General features: G+C 61.4%; 23 protein-coding genes and 1 tRNA gene. 2 read left to right on the top strand and 22 right to left on the bottom strand.

The window, feature by feature from the left end; genetic code table 11:
* Window positions 1-147 precede the first annotated feature (147 nt).
* Window positions 148-1,377, top strand: coding sequence for a GNAT family N-acetyltransferase (locus RBT54_RS04190; protein ID WP_320364414.1), 1,230 nt, complete (start codon window positions 148-150; stop codon window positions 1,375-1,377).
* A 7-nt stretch (window positions 1,378-1,384) separates the two neighbouring features.
* Here the strand turns inward: RBT54_RS04190 and RBT54_RS04185 are convergent, their stop codons facing one another.
* From RBT54_RS04185 to tpiA, 18 genes are all read right to left on the bottom strand, one after another.
* Window positions 1,385-1,954 (bottom strand): NUDIX hydrolase, encoded by a 570-nt coding sequence (locus tag RBT54_RS04185; RefSeq protein ID WP_320364413.1) that lies wholly within the window; start codon window positions 1,952-1,954, stop codon window positions 1,385-1,387.
* Between the two features lie 6 nt (window positions 1,955-1,960).
* Window positions 1,961-3,430 carry an NADH-quinone oxidoreductase subunit NuoN gene (gene nuoN / locus RBT54_RS04180; RefSeq protein WP_320364412.1) on the bottom strand — a complete coding sequence of 490 codons (1,470 nt, stop codon included), beginning with the start codon at window positions 3,428-3,430 and terminating at the stop codon, window positions 1,961-1,963.
* Between the two features lie 50 nt (window positions 3,431-3,480).
* Window positions 3,481-4,962 carry an NADH-quinone oxidoreductase subunit M gene (locus RBT54_RS04175; RefSeq protein ID WP_320364411.1) on the bottom strand — a complete coding sequence of 494 codons (1,482 nt, stop codon included), beginning with the start codon at window positions 4,960-4,962 and terminating at the stop codon, window positions 3,481-3,483.
* A gap of 74 nt (window positions 4,963-5,036) precedes the next feature.
* Complete coding sequence (gene nuoL / locus RBT54_RS04170; RefSeq protein WP_320364410.1) at window positions 5,037-7,058, bottom strand: NADH-quinone oxidoreductase subunit L; 2,022 nt, start codon at window positions 7,056-7,058, stop codon at window positions 5,037-5,039.
* 12 nt (window positions 7,059-7,070) lie between these two features.
* Window positions 7,071-7,376, bottom strand: coding sequence for an NADH-quinone oxidoreductase subunit NuoK (gene nuoK, locus RBT54_RS04165; protein WP_004304479.1), 306 nt, complete (start codon window positions 7,374-7,376; stop codon window positions 7,071-7,073).
* A gap of 66 nt (window positions 7,377-7,442) precedes the next feature.
* Window positions 7,443-8,048, bottom strand: a complete 606-nt coding sequence (locus RBT54_RS04160; protein ID WP_320364406.1) for an NADH-quinone oxidoreductase subunit J — start codon at window positions 8,046-8,048, stop codon at window positions 7,443-7,445.
* Between the two features lie 33 nt (window positions 8,049-8,081).
* Window positions 8,082-8,567, bottom strand: a complete 486-nt coding sequence (nuoI, locus tag RBT54_RS04155; RefSeq protein ID WP_320364404.1) for an NADH-quinone oxidoreductase subunit NuoI — start codon at window positions 8,565-8,567, stop codon at window positions 8,082-8,084.
* 7 nt (window positions 8,568-8,574) lie between these two features.
* Window positions 8,575-9,624 (bottom strand): NADH-quinone oxidoreductase subunit NuoH, encoded by a 1,050-nt coding sequence (gene nuoH, locus RBT54_RS04150; protein ID WP_320364402.1) that lies wholly within the window; start codon window positions 9,622-9,624, stop codon window positions 8,575-8,577.
* Complete coding sequence (gene nuoG, locus RBT54_RS04145) at window positions 9,624-11,963, bottom strand: NADH-quinone oxidoreductase subunit NuoG (RefSeq protein WP_320364400.1); 2,340 nt, start codon at window positions 11,961-11,963, stop codon at window positions 9,624-9,626. The genes nuoH and nuoG overlap by 1 nt, the downstream gene beginning before the upstream one ends.
* Complete coding sequence (gene nuoF, locus RBT54_RS04140; RefSeq protein ID WP_320364479.1) at window positions 11,957-13,261, bottom strand: NADH-quinone oxidoreductase subunit NuoF; 1,305 nt, start codon at window positions 13,259-13,261, stop codon at window positions 11,957-11,959. Before nuoF ends, nuoG begins: the two co-directional genes overlap by 7 nt.
* 11 nt (window positions 13,262-13,272) lie before the next feature.
* Complete coding sequence (nuoE, locus tag RBT54_RS04135; RefSeq protein ID WP_320364399.1) at window positions 13,273-13,752, bottom strand: NADH-quinone oxidoreductase subunit NuoE; 480 nt, start codon at window positions 13,750-13,752, stop codon at window positions 13,273-13,275.
* Window positions 13,753-13,843: 91 nt separating this feature from the next.
* Window positions 13,844-15,097 carry an NADH-quinone oxidoreductase subunit D gene (locus tag RBT54_RS04130; protein ID WP_320364397.1) on the bottom strand — a complete coding sequence of 418 codons (1,254 nt, stop codon included), beginning with the start codon at window positions 15,095-15,097 and terminating at the stop codon, window positions 13,844-13,846.
* Entirely contained in the window at window positions 15,090-15,695 is a 606-nt protein-coding gene (locus RBT54_RS04125) for an NADH-quinone oxidoreductase subunit C (RefSeq protein ID WP_320364395.1), read from the bottom strand. Before RBT54_RS04125 ends, RBT54_RS04130 begins: the two co-directional genes overlap by 8 nt.
* A gap of 14 nt (window positions 15,696-15,709) precedes the next feature.
* Complete coding sequence (locus RBT54_RS04120; protein ID WP_002926530.1) at window positions 15,710-16,186, bottom strand: NuoB/complex I 20 kDa subunit family protein; 477 nt, start codon at window positions 16,184-16,186, stop codon at window positions 15,710-15,712.
* A gap of 3 nt (window positions 16,187-16,189) precedes the next feature.
* Window positions 16,190-16,564 carry an NADH-quinone oxidoreductase subunit A gene (gene ndhC, locus RBT54_RS04115; RefSeq protein WP_320364386.1) on the bottom strand — a complete coding sequence of 125 codons (375 nt, stop codon included), beginning with the start codon at window positions 16,562-16,564 and terminating at the stop codon, window positions 16,190-16,192.
* A 106-nt stretch (window positions 16,565-16,670) separates the two neighbouring features.
* A tRNA-Leu gene (locus tag RBT54_RS04110) sits at window positions 16,671-16,755 on the bottom strand.
* A gap of 65 nt (window positions 16,756-16,820) precedes the next feature.
* Window positions 16,821-17,171, bottom strand: coding sequence for a preprotein translocase subunit SecG (gene secG, locus RBT54_RS04105; protein ID WP_320364384.1), 351 nt, complete (start codon window positions 17,169-17,171; stop codon window positions 16,821-16,823).
* 33 nt (window positions 17,172-17,204) lie between these two features.
* Window positions 17,205-17,942, bottom strand: coding sequence for a triose-phosphate isomerase (gene tpiA, locus RBT54_RS04100; protein WP_320364382.1), 738 nt, complete (start codon window positions 17,940-17,942; stop codon window positions 17,205-17,207).
* A gap of 369 nt (window positions 17,943-18,311) precedes the next feature.
* Here tpiA and RBT54_RS04095 point away from each other — a divergent pair, with 369 nt between their 5' ends.
* Complete coding sequence (locus RBT54_RS04095) at window positions 18,312-18,551, top strand: DUF2789 domain-containing protein (RefSeq protein WP_320364380.1); 240 nt, start codon at window positions 18,312-18,314, stop codon at window positions 18,549-18,551.
* A 6-nt stretch (window positions 18,552-18,557) separates the two neighbouring features.
* Here RBT54_RS04095 and pstB read toward each other — a convergent pair whose 3' ends face one another.
* The 4 genes from pstB to RBT54_RS04075 form a co-directional block, all read right to left on the bottom strand.
* Complete coding sequence (gene pstB, locus RBT54_RS04090; protein WP_320364378.1) at window positions 18,558-19,379, bottom strand: phosphate ABC transporter ATP-binding protein PstB; 822 nt, start codon at window positions 19,377-19,379, stop codon at window positions 18,558-18,560.
* Window positions 19,380-19,398: 19 nt separating this feature from the next.
* Window positions 19,399-21,153 (bottom strand): phosphate ABC transporter permease PstA, encoded by a 1,755-nt coding sequence (gene pstA / locus RBT54_RS04085; RefSeq protein ID WP_320364376.1) that lies wholly within the window; start codon window positions 21,151-21,153, stop codon window positions 19,399-19,401.
* A 19-nt stretch (window positions 21,154-21,172) separates the two neighbouring features.
* Window positions 21,173-23,806 (bottom strand): ABC transporter permease subunit, encoded by a 2,634-nt coding sequence (locus tag RBT54_RS04080; protein ID WP_320364374.1) that lies wholly within the window; start codon window positions 23,804-23,806, stop codon window positions 21,173-21,175.
* A 77-nt stretch (window positions 23,807-23,883) separates the two neighbouring features.
* Window positions 23,884-24,861: a phosphate ABC transporter substrate-binding protein PstS family protein gene (locus RBT54_RS04075; RefSeq protein ID WP_320364372.1), complete on the bottom strand. Its 978-nt coding sequence runs from the start codon at window positions 24,859-24,861 to the stop codon at window positions 23,884-23,886.
* Window positions 24,862-24,970: the final 109 nt, after the last annotated feature.

Below are 24,970 nucleotides of genomic sequence, written 5' to 3'. Positions count from 1 at the left end.
CACAGCCAGTGGGGGAAAGGCTGTGGATAAGTCATCGACAACGCTTGCAAGGCCCTGTGGCGTAAGCGTATCGTCGCGATGCACAAAAAGAAGGCAACCAACACCCAGGCGCTCCTCCACACTCGCGACCACCATCGAAGCTCACGCATGAACCGCACCGACGGACTCCACCTGCTTTCGCGTATCGGCGACATCGACGCCGCGCGCTGGGACGCGCTGCTCGCGGCGAGTTCGCCCACCCTGCCCCCCGGCCTGCGCCATGCCTATCTCGAAACTCTCGAGGACACCGGATGCGTGGGCGGGCGCACGGGCTGGACGCCGGCTCATGCAACGCTATGGGAGCACGGCGAGCCGATTGCCGCGATGCCGCTCTACATCAAGGACCACTCTTACGGCGAGTACGTTTTCGATTGGGCGTGGGCTGAGGCCTACCTGCGCCACGGGCTCGCCTATTACCCGAAGTGGCTGTCAGCCCTGCCCTTCACGCCCATTCCCGGCGCGCGCGTCCTTGGCCGTGACCTCCGCGCGCGCCGCGCGCTGCTCGATGCCGTCCTGATGCAAGTCCGAGGATCGGGAGCCTCGTCCTTTCACGTCCTGTTCCCAGCCGATGACGAGCGGCACCTGCTCATTGCCGCGGGACTGACGATCCGCGAGGGGGTCCAGTTCCATTGGGAGAATCAGCCACCCGATGCCGGAAGCGAAAACACCAGCATCCCGGTTGCGTCTAACCCTACTCGAGACGACGGGTGCCCCCCATGGAAGGACTTCGACGCCTTCCTCGGGAGCCTCAACAGCGAAAAACGCAAAAAGATCCGCCAGGAGCGACGTCGGGCAGCCGCACACGGGCTCGAACTACGCTGGCTGGATGGCCACGACGCGCGGGCAGCGGACTGGGATTTCCTTGGTCGCTGCTACGCGACGACTTACGCGCTGCACCGCTCGACGCCCTACCTCTCGCCAGCCTTCTTCCACCGCCTTGGCGAACGCATGCCGGACGCCGTGCGACTCCTGCTGGCACTGCGCGAAGGGCAACCCGTCGCCGCAGCCTTCTTTCTGTGTGACGAGAAGGCCCTTTACGGCCGCTACTGGGGTGCGCTCGAGAACCTGCCCTTCCTGCACTTCGAACTGTGCTACTACCAGGCCATCGAGTATTGCATCGATCATGGGCTCGAACGATTTGAAGGCGGCGCGCAGGGCGAACACAAACTCGCCCGGGGCCTGCGCCCCGTTCGCACATACTCGGCGCATTGGATCGCGGACTCTCGTTTCCGGCGAGCTGTTGACGACTACCTAGCGCGCGAACGTAACGGCATGGACTGCTATGTCGATGAACTGAACGAGCGCTCGCCGTTTCGCCGCAACGCGCAAGGTGACTGAGCAGCGCCTAGCGGGCGCAATCACGCCGAATGAACGGAAGCGCCCTGTACAGCGCGGTGATGGTTTTGGCGTCGGTGATCTCGCCAGCATGGATGCCTGCCTCGACGACATCCACCGGCAAGGGGAGGATCTCGAGAAACTCGCCCTCGTCCCATGCATGCCCAACGTGAGTCAGGCCGTCCGCAAGGAAAATCTCGATGCGCTCGTCCGAGTACCCGATACAGGGATGCATCACGCCGAGATGACGCCAGTCCACCGCCTCGTAACCCGTCTCCTCCCGCAGCTCGCGTCTCGCGCAGTCGAGGATATCTTCACCGGCATCGATCTTTCCCGCCGGCAACTCTAGAAATGCCCGCCGCAGCGGATAGCGAAACTGGCGCTCGAAGAGCAAGGACCCGTCGGCGAGCTGGGCCACGACGACCACGGCGCCGGGGTGTCGCACGTACTCGCGCACGCTCTCCCCGCCATCCGGTAGTCGGACGCGATCGCGCCAGACCTTGAGCAGTGCACCGTCGAAAACCCGCTCTGAACTGAGCGCAGACTCGCTCAACGGATCCACGGCGTCAGAGGAGCTCACGCACGCTCACAACGAACCCAGCAATGCGTACGCGCAGACCGACATGAGCATCTGCGGCGCGAGACCCAGTGCCGCGATGGCAAGGCCATTGGCAGAGAGCATCACACGCACCTCGGCCGGAGCGTGGATCGGCGAGGCGTCAACCGGCTCGTCGAAGTACATCAGCTTGACGACGCGCAGGTAATAGAACGCCCCGATCACCGACATCACCACCGCGAGCACGGCAAGCCAGAAATAGCCCGCAGCCACCACCGCCTGCAGCACGGACAGCTTGGCGAAGAAGCCGATGAAGAAGGGCACCCCCGCCATCGAGAACATGACGAACAGCATCATCAGCGCAAACCACGGACTGCGCTTGTTGAGCCCCTTGAAGTCGTCGATGTTCTCGGCCTCGAAGCCCGCGCGCGACAAGAGAATGATCATCCCGAACGACGCGAGACTCATGATTACGTAGGACACGGCGTAGAACATCGCCGAGCTGTAGGCGTTGAGCGCAAAATGACGGTCCCCTTCGACCACGCCCGCGAGCAGCCCGAGCAGCATGAAGCCCATGTGGGAAATGCCCGAATAGGCAAGCATGCGCTTGATGTTCTGCTGGGCGATCGCGGCGAGATTGCCCAGCACGATCGACGCGCCGGCCACCATCATCAGCATGACCTGCCACTCAGCGGCGACGTCAAACAGCGCCCAGATCAGCAAGCGGACAGCCATCGCAAACGCTGCCAGCTTGGGCGCGGTCGCAATCAACAGCGTGACCGCCGTCGGCGCACCCTGATAAACGTCCGGCACCCACATGTGGAACGGCACGACCCCAAGCTTGAAGCAGATGCCGGCAACCAGGAAGACGAGACCGAACATCAGGACGGTCTGGTTAGCCGACTGATTGTAGATGGACTGGGCGATCGCGGAGAACTCGAGCGTCCCGGTGGCGCCGTAAACCATCGACATGCCATACAGCAACAGGCCGGAGGCGAGCGCACCAAGCACGAAGTACTTCATCGCCGCCTCGGTCGAGCGCGAAGAGTCTCGATCGAAGGCCACCATCGTGTACAACGCCAGCGACATCATCTCGAGGCCGATATACATCGGAAGCATGTGGTTGGCGGTGACCATGACCATCATGCCCAGCGTCATCAGCAGCGCAAGGAGGTAGTACTCGGGCTTGTCGATCTTGCGGTCGGCCAGGTATCCACGACCGTAGAGCAGCGCGATCGCGGTCGAGAAGTAAATCATCAGCTTCAGGAAGTCGCCCATCAGGTCACTGATGAACATGTTGCTGAAGGTATGCACCACCTCCCCTTCCATCGTGTAGATGGTGATCAAGGCTGCCCCGATCAGGGTCGCCTGCGTCAGGAAGTAGGACAGGTTGCGGGCGATGCTGCGCGCGAAGGTACTCGCCAGCATGATCACCAGGGCCATGACGGCGACGAAGATCTCGGCCGCTGCGGGGTAGAAGTCGGGGACGACGAAATTCATCTTCTGACCAGTCCGTTAAGTGTCTCTAGTGCGCTCGCGCCAAGCAACGCTCAGAGCTTGCTTACGGCAACATGCCGCAGGAGTTCGTTTACAGAGGCGTGCATCACTTCGGTGAAGGGGAATGGGTACAGGCCCATCGCCAGCACACACGCCGCGAGAATCGCGAGGAAGGCAAACTCGCGACCGTTGATGTCCTCGAGTTCAGCCACGTGCTTGTTGGCGACCTTGCCAAACACGACCCGCTTGTACATCCAAAGCGAATAAGCAGCCCCCAGGATCAGCGTGGTGGCGGCAATGAAGCCGATCCAGAAGTTGTACTGGACTGCACCAAGCACAATCATGAATTCACCAACGAAGCCGGAAGTGGCGGGCAGGCCCGAGTTGGCCATCGCAAAGAGCATGAAGAAGGCTGCAAACTTCGGCATCGTGTTCACGACGCCACCGTAATCAGCGATCTGGCGCGAGTGCATGCGGTCGTAGAGCACCCCGATGCAGAGGAACATTGCGCCAGATACGAAACCGTGCGAAATCATCTGTACCAGCGCGCCTTCGACTCCAAGCGTGTTGAACATGAAGAAGCCCAGGGTCACGAAACCCATGTGCGAGATCGACGAGTAGGCGACCAATTTTTTCATGTCCGCCTGCACGAGGGCGACGAAGCCGATGTAAACCACTGCAATCAACGATAGCGTGATCACCAGCGGCGCGAGCTGATGCGCGGCATCGGGCACGATCGGGAGCGAGAAGCGCAGGAAACCGTAGGCACCGAGCTTGAGGCCGATCGCAGCCAGCACCACCGAGCCGCCCGTCGGCGCCTCGACGTGGGCGTCAGGCAGCCAGGTATGCACCGGCCACATCGGGACCTTGACGCCGAAGGCAATCAGGAAGGCGAGGAAAATGAGGATCTGCGGCTCGATCGGCAGCGGTAGCTGATGCCACTCGAGAATGCTGAAGCTGCCACCGGACTGCATGAACAGATACAGCATCGCGATCAGCATCAACAGGGAGCCAAGCAGCGTGTAGAGGAAGAACTTGATCGCCGCGTACACGCGGTTTGCGCCGCCCCAGATGCCGATGATCAGGTAGAGCGGGATCAAGGAGGCTTCGAAGAAGACGTAGAACAGGATGCCGTCGAGCGCAGAGAAGATGCCGTTCATCAGGCCCGACATGATCAGGAAGGCCGCCATGTACTGCGCAACCTTGTCTTGAATGACCTGCCAGCCCGCCATCACCACCAGGATGGTGATGAATGCGTTGAGGATGACGAACAGCACCGACAAGCCGTCCACACCGAGGTGGTAATTGATGTTGAAGCGAGGCACCCAAGAGGTGAGCTCGACGAACTGCATCGCGCTGGTCGTGGTGTCGAAGCCGGTGTAGAGCGGAATCGTCACCACGAAGCCAGCCACCGCAACCGCGAAGGCGAGCATGCGCGCCAGCGGGGCATTGCGATCCGAGCCGGTCGCAAGCACCAGCAGGCCACCGAGAATCGGTACCCAGATCGCCAGACTGAGGAGAGGAATGTCCGTCATCGTTGCTTTCCGTTCAGTGCGCCGCGCACGGCGCGTTCGATCTTGTTATGTGGTTCACTTCCTGCGTGCTCGTCTCAGCCACGGTTGAACCAGTAGGTGAGGAGGATGAACACGCCGATGATCATCATGAAGGCGTACTGGTAGAGGTGGCCGGTCTGGAAGAGGCGAGTCATTTGCGCCACCCAACCCACCAGCTTTGCAGATCCATTGACCGCGATTCCGTCGATCAGCCCCTGATCACCCGCCTTCCACAGCCCCTTGCCGAGCGCGCGCGCACCACCGGCAAAGAAGATCTCGTTGAAGCGGTCGAAGTAGTATTTGTTCTCGAGCAGGGTGTGAATCGGCCTGAACGTGCGCTGGATGGCCGCGGGGATGTCCGGGCGCTTCATGTAGAAGAACCAGGCGAGCGCGACCCCGCCCATGGCGAGCCAGAACGGAGCGGTCTGAAGTCCGTGCAAGGCCATTCCCACCGGGCCATGGAAGCTCGCTGCGAGTTCCTTCAGGCCGACATGGTTGTCGCCAACGAAAATCACACCCTTGAACCACTCGCCGAACAACATCGGATCGATGGTGAAGAAGCCGATCAAGACCGAGGGGATCGCCAGCAGCACGAGCGGCAGGGTCACCACCCAGGGCGACTCGTGCGGCTTCTGCCCTGGCCCGAGGCCATGGTGGTGGTCAGCGGAGGGCTCTTCGTCATCGTGGTCACCGTGATGCTCATGGTGCTCGTGCGCCTTGCCGAAACGTTCCTCTCCGTGGAATACGAGGAAATACATCCGGAACGAATAGAACGCGGTCACGAACACGCCGAGCAGCACGCAGAACATCGCGTACCCGGACCCAGCGATGGTCGACGCGTGCACCGCCTCGATGATCGAGTCCTTGGAATAGAAGCCCGAGAACAGCGGGAAACCGATCAGCGCGAGCGAACCGAGCAGCGACGTGATCCAGGTGATCGGCATGTACTTGCGCAGGCCACCCATGTTGCGCATGTCCTGGTCGTGATGCATGCCGATGATCACCGAACCGGCGCCGAGGAACAGCAACGCCTTGAAGAACGCGTGCGTCATCAGGTGGAAGACCGCAGCCGAGTAAGCCGAAACACCGAGCGCGACCGTCATGTAACCGAGCTGTGAGAGCGTCGAATAGGCGACGACGCGCTTGATGTCGTTCTGGACGATGCCGAGGAAGCCCATGAACAGCGCGGTCGTCGCACCGATCACGAGGACGAAGGACAGCGCCGTATCGGAGAGCTCGAACAGCGGAGACATGCGCGCGACCATGAAGATCCCCGCCGTCACCATCGTCGCGGCGTGGATCAGCGCCGAAATCGGAGTCGGGCCTTCCATGGAGTCCGGCAGCCAGACGTGGAGCGGCACTTGCGCCGACTTGCCCATCGCGCCGATGAACAGACAGATGCAGATCGCGGTGAGCAAGGGCCAGCCGGTGACTGCCATCTCGGTGACGGACAGTTCCTGCGCCTTGGCGAACACCTCCTGGTAGTCGAGGCTGCCGGTGTAGGCCGCGATCAGGCCGATACCGAGCAGGAATCCGAAGTCGCCGACCCGGTTTACCAGGAAGGCCTTCATGTTCGCGTAGATCGCAGTCGGGCGCTCGTACCAGAAGCCGATCAGGAGGTAGGACACGAGACCAACCGCCTCCCAGCCGAAGAACAGCTGAAGGAAGTTGTTCGACATCACCAGCATCAACATCGAGAAGGTGAACAGCGAAATGTAGCTGAAGAAGCGCTGGTAGCCGGGATCCTCGGACATGTAGCCGATGGTGTAGATGTGCACCATCAGGGAAACGAAGGTCACCACCAGCATCATCATCACGGTGAGCGAGTCGATCTGGAAACCGACCTCGAAATTGATGCCCCCGGATTGCATCCAGGTGTAGATCGCTCCGTTGAAGGTGTTGCCCGCTGCAACATCCTGGTAGATCACCACGGAGGCAACGAAGGCGACCGCGACACCAAGTATGGTGACGATGTGGGCCCCGGCCCGGCCGATCTGCTTGCCGAACAGGCCTGCGAGGATCGCCCCGGCGAGCGGCGCCAGCGGCACGAGGAGATAGAGAGTCTGCATGTCCGTCATCGTGACGTTTCCTTAACCCTTGAGGCTGTCGAGGTCATCCACATGGATCGTGCGCATGTTCCGGAACATGACGATCAGGATCGCCAGGCCGATCGCCGACTCGGCGGCTGCGACGGTGAGGATGAAGAAAACGAAAACCTGGCCGGCGATGTCGCCCAGATAGTGCGAGAAGGCCACGAAGTTCATGTTGACCGACAGCAGCATCAACTCGATGGCCATCAGCAACACGATCAGGTTCTTCCTGTTGAGGAAAATCCCGACCACACTGATCGCGAAAAGAATCGCGCCCAGAATGAGAAAGTGGGAAAGCGAAAGCATCTATGACCCCCTGATCGCGCCGGCTCATCTGCCGGCGCGGTGTTCTTTTCTTGTTCGCGCCAGCCGTCAGTCTTCTTTTTCGGCCCGCATCTTTACCAGTTCGATACGGCCTTCCCGCTTCACCGCGACCTGCTCCGAGGGCGGAATGGACTTCAGCCCCTTGCGCTTGCGTAGCGTCAGCGCCACCGCAGCCACCATGGCGACCAGCAGTACGAGCGAAGCAAGTTCGAACGGATAGACGTAGTCCGTGTAGAGGACGCGACCAATCTCACGCGTGTTGCTGTAGGTCTCCGCGGCGGCCGGCGGTGCGGGCATCGCTTCGAGGCCGAAGTAGGATCCGCCCAGAACCATGGCCATCTCGACCAGCATCAGGATGCCTACGAGCGCCCCCACCGGCAGGTAGCTCCAGAAGCCTTCGCGCAGACGATCGAGGTTGATGTCCAGCATCATCACCACGAAGAGGAACAGCACCATCACCGCCCCGACGTAGACCATGACCAGTGTGATGGCGAGAAACTCGGCCTCGAGCAGCAACCAGAGGCCGCCCGCGTTAAAGAAGGTCAGCACCAGGAACAGCGCCGCGTGCACCGGATTCCGTGCAGTGATCACCCTCAGCGCCGCGAACACCATGATCACGGCGAGAAAGTAAAAGACGAAGGTCTTGAATTCCATGTTCTTGACTCGTGGCGCCTGAGCGCCCTCCCCTTAGCGGTACTTGGCGTCCTGCTCGCGGTCTGCCGCGATCTGGGACTCGTGTCGGTCACCGACCGCAAGCAGCATTTGCTTCGTGTAGTAGAGATCCCCGCGCTGTTCGCCGTGATACTCCAGCACACGGGTCTCCACGATCGCATCCACCGGACATGCTTCTTCGCAGAAACCGCAGAAAATGCACTTGGTCAGGTCGATATCGTAGCGAGTCGTGCGGCGCGAGCCGTCATCACGTTGATCCGATTCGATCGTGATCGCCATCGCCGGGCAGATTGCTTCGCAGAGCTTGCAGGCAATGCAACGCTCCTCGCCGTTCGGATACCGACGCAGTGCGTGCAGCCCGCGGAAGCGGTTGCTCTGCGGCGTCTTCTCTTCCGGAAACTGGATGGTGATCTTACGCTGGAAGAAATGGCGGCCTGTCAGGGCCATGCCCTTGACGAGTTCCTTCAGGAACAGACTGCCGATGTAATCCTTGGCACCCATGGTCTTCTCAACTCCAGATCGACAGCGGCGACATAAGCCACAAGGCAACCACGAACACCCACACCAGGGTCACCGGAATGAACACCTTCCAGCCCAGGCGCATGATGTGGTCGTAGCGGAAGCGCGGGAAGGTGGCTCGCGCCCACAGGAACAGCAGCAGAATGAACGCGGTCTTGAGCGCCAGCCAGTGGAAACCGTCGGGCAGGAAGCCGACCGGCGACAACCACCCACCGAGGAACAGGATCGAGGTCAGGATCGACACCAGGATCATGTTCGCGTATTCAGCCAGGAAGAACAGCGCGAAGGTCATGCCCGAGTATTCAACCATGTGTCCGGCGACCACCTCTGCCTCGCCCTCGACCACGTCGAAAGGCGCGCGGTTGGTTTCCGCAATACCGGAAATCACATAGACGACGAACATGGGAAAGAGCGGTAGCCAGTTCCACGACAGGACGCCGAGTCCCATGTCCGCAAAGCGGCCCTCGCCCTGCGACATCACGATATCGCTGAGGTTGAGGCTGGCGGAGATCAGCAAAACGCAGATCAGCGCAAACCCCATGGAGACCTCATACGACACCATCTGCGCGGCTGCACGCATCGAGCCGAGGAACGGATACTTCGAGTTCGACGCCCAGCCCGCGACGATCACGCCGTACACCTCCATCGAGGTTATCGCAAGCAGGAACAGCAGGCCGGCATTCACGTCAGCCAACACCAGACCATCGTCGAACGGGATCACCGCCCACGCCGCCAGCGAGGGCGCAATCGCGAGGATCGGACCGAGGATGAAAAGGCCCTTGCTCGCACCGCTGGGGATGATGATTTCCTTGAACAGCAGTTTGACGCCGTCGGCGATCGGTTGCAGCAGACCCTTCGGCCCCACACGGTTAGGGCCGATACGAACCTGCATGTAGCCGATGACTTTCCGCTCAGCAAGCGTCAGATAGGCCACCGCAATCATCAGCGGCGCAATGATCGCCACGATCTTGATCAGGGTCCAGATCGCCGTCCAGGCGGGACCGAAAAAATCGGCAACGGGTTGCAGCATCGCTTCCATCAGACACGCTCCACGTTGAGATCGCCGCTCATCGCGCCCAGCGCAGCGGTGGTGGGATGGGCAGCCGCAACGCGCACACAACCATTGGCCAGACCTTCGTCTGCCTGTGCAATCAGGTCTGTGTGCCCCGAACCCTGAGAAACGCGTACGCGATCCCCGGCGACGATTCCGATTCCGGCCAGCGTTGCGGGCGACATGCGCGCGGTCGGCATCGACGAATCCTTGGCTTTCTGGAGCGACGGCGCACGGCGCACGAGCGGATCGGCGAAATTGATCGGCACGTCTGCAACGCGCTCTAGTGCCCCGGCGCCTGCAGCCGCAGCATTCACCACGATGCCTTCCAGTCCGTTGTCCAGTTGCGACGCAACCTCGGCAGCGAGCGCCTCATCCCGGACCGACTCCGAGTCACCGTAGCCGAAGCCTTCGAGTGCGAGCAGATTGCCAAGCACGCGAAGCACCTTCCAGCCCGGCCGCGTGTCACCCACCGGACGCGCCACCGCGGCAAAACTCTGCACACGCCCTTCGCAGTTCACGAAAGTACCGGAGGTCTCGGTGAAGGGCGCGATGGGCAACATCACATCGGCGGTATCACGGAGCGTGGCCGACTCGAACGCGCTCAGCGCCACCACCAACTGCGCGGAAGACGTCGCTGCAACCGTGGTCGACGGATTTGCAAAGTCGAGCTCCGGCTCGGCGCCCAATAGCACGTAGGCATGACGCGGCTGGGCGACCATCGCGGCCGCATCCAGCCCGCCCTCACCCGGCACCGCCTTCGCCAGATATCCGCCGACACTGTTCGCGGCTTCACCAATGAAGCCGAAACTGCCACCGGTCAGTCGGGCAATTTCCTGCGCGAGCATCTGCAGTTCGCTCGCACGTGCATGTTGCGCAGCCAGATTACCAAGCCACACTGCGACCTTGCGACCGCTGGCCAGGCTCTCGGCAATGGCACGCGCCTCATCCGAAGTGGTTTCGGGCAGCTTGCCAACCAGCGCTACGCTGACCTCGGCCGCCTTTTCCCGAGCCAGCGCAGCAACCACCTGAGCCATCATGGAAACCATCGCCGACGGCGCCACCAGTGCGCGATTGCGGACCGGCAGCAGCCACTCTTCGGCATTCGGGCCTATGGCGCTGACGTGCAGCCCCTTCTTGGTTGCCTGGCGCACGCGCTGCGCGAGCAGGGGCGCGTCCTTGCGCAGGAAGCTGCCAACCACCAGAAGGCGCGTCAGGTCCTTCACCCCGGCGATCGGCATGCCGAGCCAGGGCGCACCGGCACGCTTGCCATCGGTGCGGAAATCAGCCTGTCGCAGGCGGAAGTCCACGTTCTCCGATCCGAGTCCGCGCACCAGTTTCTGGAGCAGGAAGAGCTCCTCGACGGTCGAGTGCGGCGAAGCCAGCGCCCCGATCGCCGCCGAACCGTAATCCTTGGCAATGCCACGCAAACCGGTCGCGGCGAACTCGAGTGCAGCCTGCCAGTCGACCTTCTTCCACTGTCCGCCCTGCTTGATCATCGGCGAAGTCAGACGATCTTCGCTCCCAAGGGCTTCATAGGAGAAACGGTCCTTGTCCGATAACCAGCACTCGTTGACCTCTTCGTTCTCGAGCGGCAGCACGCGCTTCACGACGTCGTGCTTGGTCTGCACGATCAGGTTCGAGCCGAGTGAATCGTGCGGGCTCACCGACTTGCGCCGCGACAACTCCCAGGTACGCGCAGCGAAGCGGAAAGGCTTCGAGGTGAGCGCACCGACCGGGCACAGATCGATGATGTTGCCCGACAGTTCGGAGTCGATCGTCTTCTCGATGAACGGCATGATCTCTGCATGCTCGCCACGGAAGGCCTGGCCGAGTTCCATCTCACCGGCAATCTCGGCGGTGAAGCGGACGCAGCGCGTGCAGTTGATGCAACGCGTCATGTCAGTGGAAACGAGCGAACCGAGGTTCTTGTTGAACACGACGCGCTTTTCTTCCTGGTAGCGCGACGCTGTCGAACCATAACCGACTGCAAGATCCTGTAGCTGGCACTCGCCGCCCTGATCGCAGATCGGGCAATCGAGCGGGTGGTTGATGAGCAGGAACTCCATCACCCCCTTCTGCGCCTTCACGGCGAGCTCGGAGTGCGTCCACACCTTCATGCCATTCGTGACCGGCGTCGCACAGGCGGGCAGCGGCTTGGGCGCCTTCTCGACCTGTACCAGACACATGCGGCAGTTGGCCGCAATGGACAACTTCTTGTGATAGCAGAAGTGCGGAATGTAGGACCCGGCAACCGCTGCAGCCTCGATCACGGTGCTGCCGTCGTTGACCTGGACCTGCTTGCCGTCGATTTCGATCTCTAGCATGACGGGCTCACGTAGATTTGACTGCCTGCGCGCTGGACTTCGGGCGGCACGAGGCATTTCTTGTTTTCGATGTGGTATTCGAACTCGCTGCCGAAGTGCTTGACGAAGCTCTGCACCGGCATCGAGGCGGCGTCGCCGAGCGCACAGATGGTGCGACCCATGATGTTCGTGGTCACCGAATTCAGCAGATCGAGGTCATCCGGGCGGCCGAGGCCGTGCTCGATGCGATGCACCACGCGGTACAGCCAGCCCGTGCCCTCGCGACATGGTGTGCATTGACCGCAGGACTCCTCGAAATAGAAGTAGGACAGGCGCTCGAGCGCCTTGACCATACAGGTGGTCTCATCCATGACGATGACCGCGCCCGAGCCGAGCATGGACCCCGCCTTGGAGATCGAGTCATAGTCCATGGTGCAGTCCATCATGGCGCTGCCCGGCACAACCGGCGCGGACGACCCGCCAGGAATCACGGCCTTGATCTTGCGGCCGCCGCGCATGCCGCCAGCCATCTCGAGCAGTTCGGCGAACGGTGTGCCGAGCGGGATCTCATAGTTGCCCGGGCGATTGACGTGCCCAGACACCGAGAACAGCTTCATGCCGCCGTTATTGGGCTTGCCGAGGTTCAGGAAGGCCTCGCCGCCCATGTTCATGATGAAAGGAACAGAGGCGAAGGTCTCGGTGTTGTTGATCGTGGTTGGCTTGCCGTACAGACCATAGCTCGCCGGGAACGGCGGCTTGAAGCGCGGCTGCCCCTTCTTGCCCTCGATCGACTCGAGCAGCGCCGTTTCCTCGCCGCAGATATAGGCTCCATAGCCGTGGTGAGCAAAGAGCTCGAAGGAGAAATCGGAGCCGAGGATGTTCTGGCCCATCAAGCCCGCCGCGCGCGCCTCGGCAAGTGCCTCCTCGAAGCGCGAATAGACGTCGAAAATTTCGCCGTGAATGTAGTTGTAACCGCGCGCCGCACCCATCGCGTAGGCAGCAATGACCATGCCCTCAATGACGCTGTGCGGGTTGTAGCGCAGGATGTCACGGTCTTTGAACGTACCCGGCTCGCCCTCGTCGGAGTTGCACGCGAGGTACTTGTCGCCCGGGAATGAGCGTGGCATGAAGCTCCACTTCAAGCCGGTCGGGAAACCTGCACCACCTCGACCACGCAGGACAGAGGTCTTGAGTTCGGCGATGATCGCGTCCTGAGAGATTTTCTCGGCGATGATCTTCTTCAGCGCCGAATACCCACCGCGGGCGACGTAGTCCTGGAGCCGCCAGGTGCGGTCGCCGTCACAGCCGGCGAGGATCATTCCTTGCGTGCTCATTTCTTGTCCAGCTCGGCCAGCATCTGGTCGATCTTGTCGGTGGTCATCCAGCTGCACATGTGATGGTTATTCACCAGCAGCACCGGGGCGTCGCCACAGGCACCCATGCACTCACCCTCTTTCAACGTGAACTTGCCGTCTGGCGTGGTTTCGTTGAAATCGATACCGAGCTTTTGCTTGACGTAGTTCGCCGCATCGACACCCCCGGAAAGCGCGCAGGGCAGATTGGTGCAGACGGTGATCTTGTTCCGGCCGACCGGTGCGAGGTCGTACATGTTGTAGAAGCTGGCGACCTCGTAGGCCGCGATCGGGGCCATGTCGAGGTAGTGCGCCACGAACTCGATGAGCTCCTTGGGCAACCAACCCTTCTCGACCTGTGCGATCCGAAGCGCGGCCATTACCGCTGACTGCTTCTGATCGGACGGATATTTAGCGATCTCTTGATCGATCTGTTGCAGCGATTCCTGGCTCAGCATGTCGTCTTGATCTTCCGGATAGCCTGCCGATTCTTGTTTGATTCAGTGACGCCCTGCGACGCCAGTACCTGTCTTGTCAGCGCCCCGCGCGTCAGCGGTCGATCTCGCCGAACACCACATCCATGGTGCCGATGATCGCGACCACGTCGGCGATCATGTGCCCGCGGGCCATGTCGTCCATTGCAGCGAGGTGCGCGAAACCGGGTGCGCGCAGCTTGAGTCGATAAGGCTTGTTGGCACCGTCGGAGACGGCGTACACGCCAAATTCGCCCTTCGGGTGCTCGACTGCGGCATACACCTCGCCCTTGGGCACATGCATCCCTTCGGTGAAGAGCTTGAAGTGATGGATCAGTTCTTCCATGTTCGACTTCATCGCCTCGCGCGATGGCGGCGCAACCTTGTGATTGTCGGTGATGACCGGCCCCGGGTTCCTGCGCAGCCAGTCGATGCACTGCTTGACGATCCGGTTTGACTGGCGCATCTCCTCCATGCGGCAAAGGTAACGGTCGTAGCAGTCGCCGTTCTTGCCCACGGGGATATCGAAATCCATGCGGTCGTACACTTCATAGGGCTGCTTCTTGCGCAGATCCCAGGCGATGCCTGAACCACGCAGCATCGGACCGGTAAAGCCCCAGGCCAGCGCCTGCTCGGGCGACACCACGCCGATGCCCACGGTACGCTGCTTCCAGATCCGGTTGTCGGTGAGGAGGGTCTCGTACTCGTCGCAATAAGTCGGGAAGCGACTGGTGAAGTCCTCGAGGAAGTCGAGCATGGACCCTTCGCGGCTGGCGTTGAGCTCCTTGACGAGCTTCTCGTTCTTGAACTTGTTGACCTCGTACTTCGGCATCCGGTCCGGCAGGTCGCGATAGACCCCGCCCGGCCGGTAGTAGGCCGCGTGCATGCGCGCACCCGACACCGCCTCATAGACATCCATCAGATCTTCCCGCTCGCGGAAGGTGTAAAGCACCATCGTCATCGCGCCGATGTCGAGCGCGTGCGTACCGATGTTGAGCAGGTGATTCAGGATGCGCGTGATCTCGTCGAACATCACGCGGATGTACTGTGCACGCTCCGGCACCTGTACGCCGAGCAGGCGCTCGATCGCCATGCAGTAAGCGTGCTCGTTACACATCATCGACACGTAATCGAGGCGATCCATGTAGGGCACGGACTGCACCCAGGTGCGTGTCTCGGCAAGCTTTTCGGTGCCGCGATGCAGCAGACCAATATGCGGATCCGCGCGCTCGACGACTTCGCCATCAAGCTCGAGCACGAGGCGAAGCACCCCGTGCGCAGACGGGTGCTGGGGACCGAAGTTGATCGTGTAGTTGCGGATCTCAGCCATGGCCGACGTCCCCGTAGTTCTCTTCGCGCACGATGCGCGGCGTGTTCTCGCGCGGCTCGATGGTGACCGGCTGGTACACAACCCTGCCCTGCTCCGGGTCGTAGCGCATCTCGACATAACCCGAGACCGGGAAGTCCTTGCGGAACGGATGACCGACGAAACCGTAGTCGGTCAGGATGCGACGCAGGTCAGGATGACCGGAGTACATGATCCCGTACAAATCGAAGGATTCGCGCTCATACCAGTTTGCGCTCTGCCAGACGTCGACTACCGAATCGACCACTGGAAAGGCATCATCATCGGCAAACACCTTGAGGCGCAACCTCCAGTTGTGTTTGATCGACGTCAGATGCGCGGCGGATGCAAAGCGCCGCCCCTCCCACGCGAGATGACCATAGGAGGAATAGTCCAACCCGGAAATGTCGATCAACTGCTCAAAACACAACTCGGCGTGATCGCGCAACTGGCGCGCAATGCGCAAGTAGTCAGAAGCAGCAACCTCGATGGTCACCTCACCGCGATCGACCACGAGCGACTTAAGCCGCTCGCCGAAGACGTCGCGCAAGGTTTGACTCAGGCGTTCAAGCTTGGCACTCATGTCTGGGACACCCGTCAGCGCGCAATCGTGTTGGTGCGCTTGATCTTGTTTTGAAGCTGGAGAATGCCGTAGATCAGCGCCTCAGCCGTCGGCGGACAGCCCGGCACATACACGTCGACCGGCACGATACGATCGCAACCCCGCACGACCGAATAGGAATAGTGGTAATAGCCACCACCATTAGCACACGACCCCATGGAGATGACCCAGCGCGGCTCCGACATCTGGTCGTAGACCTTGCGCAACGCCGGCGCCATCTTGTTGCACAGCGTGCCGGCGACGATCATCAGATCGGACTGCCGCGGACTCGGCCTGAACACCACGCCGAAGCGGTCGAGATCGTAGCGGGAGCAGCCCGCATGGATCATTTCAACCGCACAACAGGCCAGACCGAATGTCATCGGCCATAACGAGCCGGTGCGCGTCCAGTTGATGACCGCATCGAGCGAGGTGGTGACAAACCCCTCGCGAAAGACGCCCTCAATGCTCATGCCTTACTCCCAGTCGAGTGCGCCGTTCTTCCACTCGACGATATAACCGATTACCAGGATCGCGAGAAAGACCATCACCGAACCGAAGACGAACCAGGCAATCTCTCCAGCGGCGATAAATTCCTGAAAGACCATCGCCCACGGAAACAGAAAGGCGATCTCAAGGTCGAACAGGATGAAAAGTATGGCGATCAGGTAATAGCGAACGTCGAACTTCATGCGGGCGTCTTCAAACGCCTCGAAGCCGCATTCGTAGGGAGAATTTTTTTCCGTATCGGGACGATAGGGGGCGAGCAGGCGCCCAAGAATGACAGGAGCAACACCAAACCCAAGACCAACGAGCATGAACATCAGGACGGGAAAATAATTTTCCAGCATGTCCAGAAACCCCCATTTACGTTGGACGACGTCAAAAACGCGCCGTCATTATTGTTTTTGTCTGCTCTGCATGGAAACGCCCGCTACCGCGGGCGTTCCCGGAATGTGGTGCCGACGATGAGACTCGAACTCATACGGCTTTCGCCACTACCCCCTCAAGATAGCGTGTCTACCAATTTCACCACGTCGGCCTGTCGCTCAGAAAGCCTCATAATTATATGAGCTTTTGCGCACCGCGCAAAGAGGCCCAACCCAATTATTTGGGTATGGACTGTGCCGGCGAGGTATCGACAGGCGCGGCCGGCACAGGCTCAACCGCGGGGGCGACCTGCACGCCCTCCATCACACTCGAAGGTGCCGCAGGCTTGTTGCTGGCGAGGAAAGTCAGCCCAAGACTGGTGATGAAAAACACCGTAGCCAGCACAGCCGTCGTTCGACTCAGAAAGTTCGCCGAGCCGGAGGAACCGAACAGGCTGCCCGAAGTGCCGCCACCAAAAGCGGCGCCCATGTCGGCACCCTTGCCGTGCTGCACAAGAACCAGCCCGATCACACCAAGACCGACCAGAACGTGGACCGTCAACACGAGAGAAAACAGATAGTCACCCATCACAAACCCTGATTTGAACCAAAAGTTGAACAATCAAACTGCATCGGCCGCGGCGCGGCAGATAGCCATGAAATCTTCCCCGACGAGCGACGCCCCCCCGATCAGACCACCGTCGACGTCGCGCACCGCAAACAGCTCAGCCGCATTTTCCGGCTTGACGCTGCCGCCATAAAGGATGCGAACACCTTCTGCGCGCACGCGCTGCTCCCGCAGCCAGCCGCGGATACCAGCATGAACCACGCTAACCTGCGACACCGTCGCAGACCGACCGCTGCCAATCGCCCAGACCGGCTCATAGGCCAGAACAACAGCCGCCATCGCTTCGCGCCCCAACACCTCCAGCACCGCCGCGAGTTGGCGACCTATCACGAGCATTGCCTGCCCCGCGTCTCGTTCGGCAAGTGTCTCGCCCACGCACACGATCGGGACAATTCCCCGCGCCATGGCGGCGCGCGCTTTTCGCCCAACAAGGAGATCATCCTCCCCGAATAGGGCACGTCGCTCGGAGTGTCCAACGATCACGAACCGACAGCCGAACTCGGCCAGCATCGCCGCACTCACCTCACCGGTGTATGCACCGACCTCGAACTCACTGACATCCTGCGCCCCAAGGAACAGCCCTGCAGGCCGCTCCTGAAGCTGAGCGAGATACGGAAAAGGCACGCACACTGCCACCTCCACGCCAGATTGGACGGCAAGCTCGCCAAGGAGCTTGCGATTGGCAGCGAGACTGCCGTTCATCTTCCAGTTGCCGGCGACGAGCCTGGTCATTGTCGAACCGCGTTAACGAGGATAAACCGCAGGAGTATAAGGCTCCGATGACCTCGGCGGCAAATCCGGGCACGGATCGGGACAGGGATCCTCCGACGAGGTCCGCGCTGCGCGGACGCTGGCAACACACCCGGGAGCTGTTCTGCCCACTGCCGAGCCATGCGCATCGTGGTCGGAACGCTTTTGCCGCAAGGCAATCTGACTTCCAGTCGTAGCTGGGAAGTGCCGCAGGGGGCCTCCACATACGACGGCTGAATCGGGCGATCCTGAGCCAGTCGTAGACGCCTTGATCCATTCGACTAGCGGTTCACCGCCCGCTCGGATCTGCTATAACCGCGATGAACACCCCGAAAAAACTGGGAGCGCCACATGGAAAAGCCGGTACATGTTCTCAAGGATCTATTCGCACAGCTGGGCCTGGCGAACGATCCGGATGCAATCGAGAGCTTTGTCAGAAACCACGCCCCACTGCCCGATACGGTGAAGCTCGCAGACGCGCCGTTCTGGACTTCAAGCCAGTCGGCGTTTCTGCGCGAGGAGCTTGCCGGGGATGCCGACTGGGCCGAGCTGGTCGATCAGCTCAACGCAGCGCTCCGCGCACGCGACTGAGCGGAGTCAGCCGAATCGTCCGGTGATGTAGTCCTCGGTGCGGCTATCCTTCGGGTTGACGAAAACTGTATCGGTCGCACCGTACTCGATGAGCTTGCCGAGATACATGAACGCGGTGTTGTCGGACACGCGCGCGGCCTGCTGCATCGAGTGCGTCACGATGACAATCGTGAATTGGCCACGCAACTCGGTGATCAGCTCCTCAACCTTGGCGGTGGCGATCGGATCGAGCGCCGAGCAGGGTTCGTCCATCAGCAGGATTTCGGGCTCGGCCGCGATTGCGCGTGCGATGCAAAGGCGTTGCTGCTGGCCTCCGGAAAGACCGAGCGCACTTTCATTGAGGCGGTCCTTGACCTCATTCCACAGTGCCGAGCCCTTCAGCGCACGCTCGCAGGCCTCGGCAAGCATCGCCTTGTCACTGATGCCCTCGACCCGCAAGGGGTAGATCACGTTTTCGAAGATCGACTTGGGGAAGGGATTCGGCTTCTGGAAAACCATGCCCATTCGCTTGCGCAGGGCGATCACATCCACGCCCGGGGCATAGATGTCGTTGTCGTGCACGATGACCTTGCCGCTGATGCGCAGATTGTCGATGAGATCGTTCATGCGATTGAGCGAGCGCAGCAGCGTCGATTTGCCGCAGCCCGATGGCCCGATCAGCGAGGTGACCATGCCGCGCTGGACGTCCATATTGACGTTGTAGAGCGCCTGCGCCTCACCGTAGAAGAGGTTGAAGTCGCTGATCGAGATCGCCGAGCCCTGCCCGGATTCGTTTACGTGATAGACGGTCTTGGGAATGCCCGGCGCTTCCAGGGTTGCGGTTGTCATGGTTTGAGGCTCCTGAATCTCAGAACTGGCTACCGACAAATTGCTTCTTGAGTCGGTTTCGGATGTAGATGGCGGACGAGTTCATCAGCACGATCAGCGCGAGCAGCAGCAAGGTGGTGACGAACACCATCGGCTTGCCGGCCTCGGAGTTGCGCGACTGGAAGCCCACGTCGAAGATGTGGAAGCCCAGGTGCATGAAGCTGCGTTCGAGGTGGATGAATGGGGCGAAGCCGTCGATCGGCAACTCGGGGGCGAGCTTGACCACGCCCACCAGCATCAGCGGCGCCACCTCCCCGGCCCCGCGTGCCATTGCCAGGATGAGGCCGGTCATGATGCCGGGCATCGCGTGCGGCAGCACCACCGAGCGGATCGTCTGCCACTTCGATGCACCACAGGCCAGCGAGCCCTCACGGATCGAGCGCGGTACGGCAGACAAGGCTTCCTCGGAGGCCACGATCACCACCGGCACGGTGAGCAGCGCCAACGTAAGCGCCGACCACAGGATGCCGCCGGTACCAAAGGTGGGGTTGGGCAGGCGTTCGGGGAAAAAGATGGCGTCGATCGAGCCACCCACCGTGTAAGCAAAGAAACCGAGGCCGAACACGCCATACACGATGGAGGGCACGCCGGCGAGGTTATTGACCGCGATCCGCACCATTGCCACCAGCTTGCCCTGCTTCGCGTACTCGCGCAGATACAGCGCGGTGATCACACCGAAGGGAGCGACCACGACCACCATCAGTAGTGTCATCACCACGGTGCCGAATATCGCCGGCAGGATGCCGCCTTCGGTGTTGGCCTCGCGCGGCTCAGCGCTCAGGAATTCTCCCCAGCGCGAGAAATAGATACCGACCTTCTGCAAGACTGAAAGGTCGTTGGCCGGATAGAAGCGGACGATCTGCGACAACTGCGTTTCCTTGGTGTCGCCGCCCACCTCCTCGAGCACGATGCGGAAGCGGGCATCGAACGCCTTGATCTCGTTGGCCTGGCCCTGCAGACGATCGAATTCGCGCTGCAGCTCTGCGGTGCGCTGCTCGACCCGGATCAGTTCGGCACGATACTCGGCGCTGTCGGCCCCCTTATCGAGTTCGATGCGGCGCAGGCCGAGGCGAAGCTGGTTCAGCTCATGGTTGGTGACGCCAATATCGGAACGCTCGATCTTTCGAATTGCGGCGAAGCGGTCACGCGCGGCAGCCTGCTCCTCGTGCAGCCGTGACAAACCAAGCGCTGCCGGATCGTGCTCGACGCCATCGAGGATCACCGCCTTGATGCGGCCGACGAAAGGTCCCCATTCCTGGCGCTCGAGGTAATAGAACGACGGATCGCGCTCGACGCTGGCGACGTCGAACGTGTTCACCCAGCGGAAATCCTCGTTGTAGAGATCGTAGTTGCCGATCCGGTAAAGCGTGCGCTCGGCGTAACCGTCATTGGCAGCGATGTCGTTACGCACCGCTTCGGGCAAGCCGGCGAGGAAAGCCCCCTCGGGTCGATACACGTTGAAACGTGACGGCTCCCCGGCGATCTTTCGCCCATTGTCGAGCGTCACCACCTCGATCGGCTTCGGCCAGAAGGTGGTCATCCCGTTCCAGAAGATCATCAGCAGGAAGCCGCAGATCAGGATCATGCCCAGTGCCAATGCACCGCCGAAACCCCACAGCGCCGGCTCGCCCACCGCCGACAGATCCGCCGTGTAGCGGCGGACGGCTTTTGCTTCCTTTCCTGCATCCTTCTCGGTGCTCATGTTCAGCGCCTTTTGTTCGACATTTGTCGTCATGGTCTTTGCCCTTCCTCGATCAAAGTTGGAAGGCGCGCTTGCGGAAGCGCTGGCGGATGACCTCGGCCACCGTGTTGACGACGAAGGTCATGATGAAAAGCGTCAGCGCGGCAAGGAACAGCATGCGGTAAAGCGTCCCCCCGATCACCGCCTCGGGAAGTTCCACGGCGATGTTGGCCGACAGGGTGCGCAGGCCGTTGAAAATGTTCCAGTCGAGCAGCGCGGTGTTGCCCGCAGCCATCACCACGATCATGGTCTCTCCCACGGCGCGGCCCATGCCGATCATGACGGCCGCAAACACGCCCGACATCGCGGTCGGCAACACGACCCAGATCGCCGTCTGCCAGGGTGTGGCGCCGGCGGCGAGGCTGGCGGCGCGCAACTGCGAAGGCACCGAATTGAGCGCGTCCTCAGCCAGCGTGTAGATGTTGGGGATGATCGCGAAGCCCATCACCATCCCGACGACCAACGCGTTGCGCTGCACGTAGGTATCCACCACCCCGCCGCGCGGATCGAAACCCAGGGACGTCAGCGACATCGCCAGGCCGAAGGACAGCGCGATCGAGAGCACGACCATGACCAGCCAGCGCGCGCCGTCGAGCACGCCCGCCCGCTGGCGACCCAGGCCGCGAACGTGCATACGGTAGGCCGTACCAACGGTGCGGTTGAACAGCATGGTCAGCAGCACAAAGGACAGCGGCCACAGCAGCAGACCCATGAAGGGGGTCCCGGTACCGACGTCGTGGTTCGTCCAGGCCTTGAAGTCGCCATAGAAGAAAGTCTGCTCGAACCACGGTCCAAGCGCGGCGGCAACCCACACCGACAGCCCGATAACCACGAACATCAAGGCGAACTTGGGTATGCCGTTGAGCCTCAGCGCGACCGATGGCGGGAGCATCTGCCATACATAGGCGGCGATCATCAGCCCCATCGGCAGCGCAATGAAGCCCAGCAGCACGGCTGCGATCCAGCTCTCGACGATGGGCGCGAGGATCAGCGCGGCGATGAAGCCGAGCACCACCGTCGGCAGCGACTCCATCATCTCCATCATCGGCTTCACCGTGGCGCGGACCTTGCGATGGACGAACTCCGACGTGTAGATCGCCGCAAGCAGCGCGATCGGCACCGCAAACATCAGCGAATAGACGGTGGCCTTGAGGGTGCCGAAGATCAGCGGAACAAGCGAGAACTTGGGCTCGAAGACGTCTGTGCCGGAGGAGGATTGCCATGTGTAACTCGGCTCCTGATAACCCTCGTACCAGCTCTTGCCGAAGATCGCGCGCCAGGTGGTCTCCGGATGCGGGACGTTGAACGTCCAGTGGTCAACCAGGCCGGCGGGAGTGATCGCGACCGCGCCGTCGTCACGCGGCATCAACATCAGCTGCCCGCCTGCTTCGGCGCCCGACTTGTCCTGCTTGAGCTGCAGCAGAACCTGCTCGCTCGTGGCATGACGGAACCACAAGTTACCGTCCGCATCCAGCGTCACCAGGTTCTTGCGGCGTTGCGAGACGTCATAGGCGACGATAGCGGCCGGCTGCTTGTCGAGCTCGCGCGCCAGCACCATCTTGTAGCCGTCCGCCGTGCCGGCGTTCTCGGCCTGCAGGCGGAAGAACATTCGCAGCGAGCCGTCGGTGCCACCGACCACGATGGTCTGGTCGCCAATCAGGAAACCGAGCACGCCGAGCTGCGCACCCTCTGGCGTCAAGCGGGCCGTCTCGGCCAGTCTGGGATTGTTGAAATCGCGGGTATCGAAACGCTGCACAGTACCATCGGCTACGCCGACATAGACTTGGTCGGCTTGCGCGGTGAGCAGCACCTTGGCCACCAACGTACCCGCCGGCAGCGCTGGCAGGTTCGAGCTGCGAGTGGTTACCGTTTCCTGCCGAGTCATCAGGTTCACCCGGGTTTCGGAGCGCGTCAGCCGCCCTACCCCGTCGGCGTCAAAGCTGACGTAAGAACGCGTCGGGCGCTCGACCGTACCGCCGAGGGCAAAGCCGATCGCCTTGATCGCCACGCCCTCGGGTGCGATCTGCTCGGGCGGCATGACCTTGGCGTCGATAGCGATGCGTCGCACCTGGTTGCCGGGGATGCGACGGTAGACCGAGCTACCGTCGGTAAAGTCGTCGTCGTCGATCTGCGTCAGACCGGAGGGCATGTCCTCAGCGCGCAAGACCTGGGTTTCGAGACCGATGTGAGCAAAACGCACGCTGCCATCAGCGAAGCCGAACATCATGTCGCCGCGGCTGTTGGTGGCGCCGACTGCGGTCGCCGTGTCACCGCCGAAATCCAGCTCGAGCGCCGCCAGGGGGCGCCCCGAATTGATATGAAAGCTGTCGACCTTGCCATTGCTGCCGATGCGCAGACCCATCGTCTGGTACTCGTCGGCATTGGTCCAGATCACATCCTGCATGGGCTGCAGGACGTAGGTATCCTGCTTCTTGAGTTCGCCGCCCATGAACAGCGGGATCGCCTCTTTCGCAAGAAAGGCGAGGATGCCGAAGACGGCGACAATGACGAGGAGGCCGCCTACGGTGATCGTCAGATCTGCCGCGCGGTCCGCGAACAGGACAGACTTGCGTGTCGTCCTGCCAATCGGCAGCAAGCGCTTGTAACCGTCCTGCGTGCCTGACTGTTTGGCCGATTTTTCACTCATGGGCGTTTCCACTGCTACATTTAAACGAGTGGCGGGCACCGCCTAAGCCGTGCCCGCCAGCCAATGAACCGAAGCGATTACTTGGCCAGGCCGAAGCGCTTCATGTCGTCGTCAGCGAGCGCCTTCACGACCGGGAAGTAGCCATCCTTGACCACGGCCTCTTGCCCCTGCTTCGAGTAGACGAAACGGATGAACTCGCCGCGAACCGGATCCAACATCTCGTTCGGGTTCTTGTTGACGTAGATGTACAGGAAGCGGGAGACCGGGTAGTCACCGCTGGAAGCGTGCTCGGCATTCGGCTCGTAGCAGGTCTCACCCGCGGCCGCCGCCAGCTTGACGAACTTGACGTCAGCGGTCTTGTAGCCCACGCCCGAGTAGCCGATACCACCGATGTCGGAGGCGACGCCCTGCACCACGGTCGAGGAACCCGGCTGCTCCTTCACCTCATCCTTGTAGTCGCCATCGAAGAGCGCAACTTCCTTGAAGTAGCCGTAGGTGCCCGAGGCCGAGTTACGGCCGTAGAGCGAGATCGGGCGGCTGGCCCACTCGCCGGTCACGCCGACGTCACCCCAGGTCTTGATGTCCTTGTCGAGGCCGCCCTTGCGGGTCTTGGAGAAGATGGCATCGACCTGCTGCAGCGTCAGGCACTCGATCGGGTTGTCCTTGTGCGCATAGACGGCGAGCGCATCGACGGCGCCACGAATGGCCGTGGGCTTGTAACCGTACTTCTTCTCGAAGTCGTCTTCTTCCTTGCCCTTCATCGGTCGCGACATCGGACCGAACTGGGCAGTGCCCGCGATCAGAGCGGCGGGCGCGGTGCTCGAACCCTTGCCTTCGATCTCGATCTTGACGTTGGGGTACATGGCATTGAAGCCTTCGGCCCACAGCGTCATCAGGTTGTTCAGCGTGTCCGAACCAATCGATTTCAGGTTGCCCGATACCCCACTGACGGGCTCGTACGAGGACAGCGCCGGGTCGACCTGGACCTGCGCCTGTGCGGCGAAGGAGGCGGTCATGGCCACGACGGCGGTCGCGATGAGGCTCTTCTTGAACATGTACTGACTCTCCGGTTTCGTGAATTCGCCCTGCCTCGCAGGCAGGCGCTCCCGCGTTGCGGGAACGGTCTGGATTATCGACACTCAACGTGACAGTTCTGTTAAACGT

This window comes from Thauera sp. (assembly GCF_034003485.1).
Taxonomy (GTDB): domain Bacteria; phylum Pseudomonadota; class Gammaproteobacteria; order Burkholderiales; family Rhodocyclaceae; genus Thauera.
Note: the sequence above shows the minus strand (reverse complement) of the source record. Positions and strands in the feature narration are given on the sequence as shown.

Coding starts and splice junctions, on each gene's coding strand:
- RBT54_RS04190 (WP_320364414.1), top strand. CDS start 148: ATGAACCGCACCGACGGACTCCACCTGCTTTCGCGTATCGGCGACATC.
- nuoN (WP_320364412.1), bottom strand. CDS start 3,430: ATGAATTTCGTCGTCCCCGACTTCTACCCCGCAGCGGCCGAGATCTTC.
- RBT54_RS04175 (WP_320364411.1), bottom strand. CDS start 4,962: ATGACGGACATTCCTCTCCTCAGTCTGGCGATCTGGGTACCGATTCTC.
- nuoL (WP_320364410.1), bottom strand. CDS start 7,058: ATGACGGACATGCAGACTCTCTATCTCCTCGTGCCGCTGGCGCCGCTC.
- nuoK (WP_004304479.1), bottom strand. CDS start 7,376: ATGCTTTCGCTTTCCCACTTTCTCATTCTGGGCGCGATTCTTTTCGCG.
- RBT54_RS04160 (WP_320364406.1), bottom strand. CDS start 8,048: ATGGAATTCAAGACCTTCGTCTTTTACTTTCTCGCCGTGATCATGGTG.
- nuoI (WP_320364404.1), bottom strand. CDS start 8,567: ATGGGTGCCAAGGATTACATCGGCAGTCTGTTCCTGAAGGAACTCGTC.
- nuoH (WP_320364402.1), bottom strand. CDS start 9,624: ATGGAAGCGATGCTGCAACCCGTTGCCGATTTTTTCGGTCCCGCCTGG.
- nuoG (WP_320364400.1), bottom strand. CDS start 11,963: ATGCTAGAGATCGAAATCGACGGCAAGCAGGTCCAGGTCAACGACGGC.
- nuoF (WP_320364479.1), bottom strand. CDS start 13,261: ATGATCCTCGCCGGCTGTGACGGCGACCGCACCTGGCGGCTCCAGGAC.
- nuoE (WP_320364399.1), bottom strand. CDS start 13,752: ATGCTGAGCCAGGAATCGCTGCAACAGATCGATCAAGAGATCGCTAAA.
- RBT54_RS04130 (WP_320364397.1), bottom strand. CDS start 15,097: ATGGCTGAGATCCGCAACTACACGATCAACTTCGGTCCCCAGCACCCG.
- RBT54_RS04125 (WP_320364395.1), bottom strand. CDS start 15,695: ATGAGTGCCAAGCTTGAACGCCTGAGTCAAACCTTGCGCGACGTCTTC.
- RBT54_RS04120 (WP_002926530.1), bottom strand. CDS start 16,186: ATGAGCATTGAGGGCGTCTTTCGCGAGGGGTTTGTCACCACCTCGCTC.
- ndhC (WP_320364386.1), bottom strand. CDS start 16,564: ATGCTGGAAAATTATTTTCCCGTCCTGATGTTCATGCTCGTTGGTCTT.
- secG (WP_320364384.1), bottom strand. CDS start 17,171: ATGGGTGACTATCTGTTTTCTCTCGTGTTGACGGTCCACGTTCTGGTC.
- tpiA (WP_320364382.1), bottom strand. CDS start 17,942: ATGACCAGGCTCGTCGCCGGCAACTGGAAGATGAACGGCAGTCTCGCT.
- RBT54_RS04095 (WP_320364380.1), top strand. CDS start 18,312: ATGGAAAAGCCGGTACATGTTCTCAAGGATCTATTCGCACAGCTGGGC.
- pstB (WP_320364378.1), bottom strand. CDS start 19,379: ATGACAACCGCAACCCTGGAAGCGCCGGGCATTCCCAAGACCGTCTAT.
- pstA (WP_320364376.1), bottom strand. CDS start 21,153: ATGACGACAAATGTCGAACAAAAGGCGCTGAACATGAGCACCGAGAAG.
- RBT54_RS04080 (WP_320364374.1), bottom strand. CDS start 23,806: ATGAGTGAAAAATCGGCCAAACAGTCAGGCACGCAGGACGGTTACAAG.
- RBT54_RS04075 (WP_320364372.1), bottom strand. CDS start 24,861: ATGTTCAAGAAGAGCCTCATCGCGACCGCCGTCGTGGCCATGACCGCC.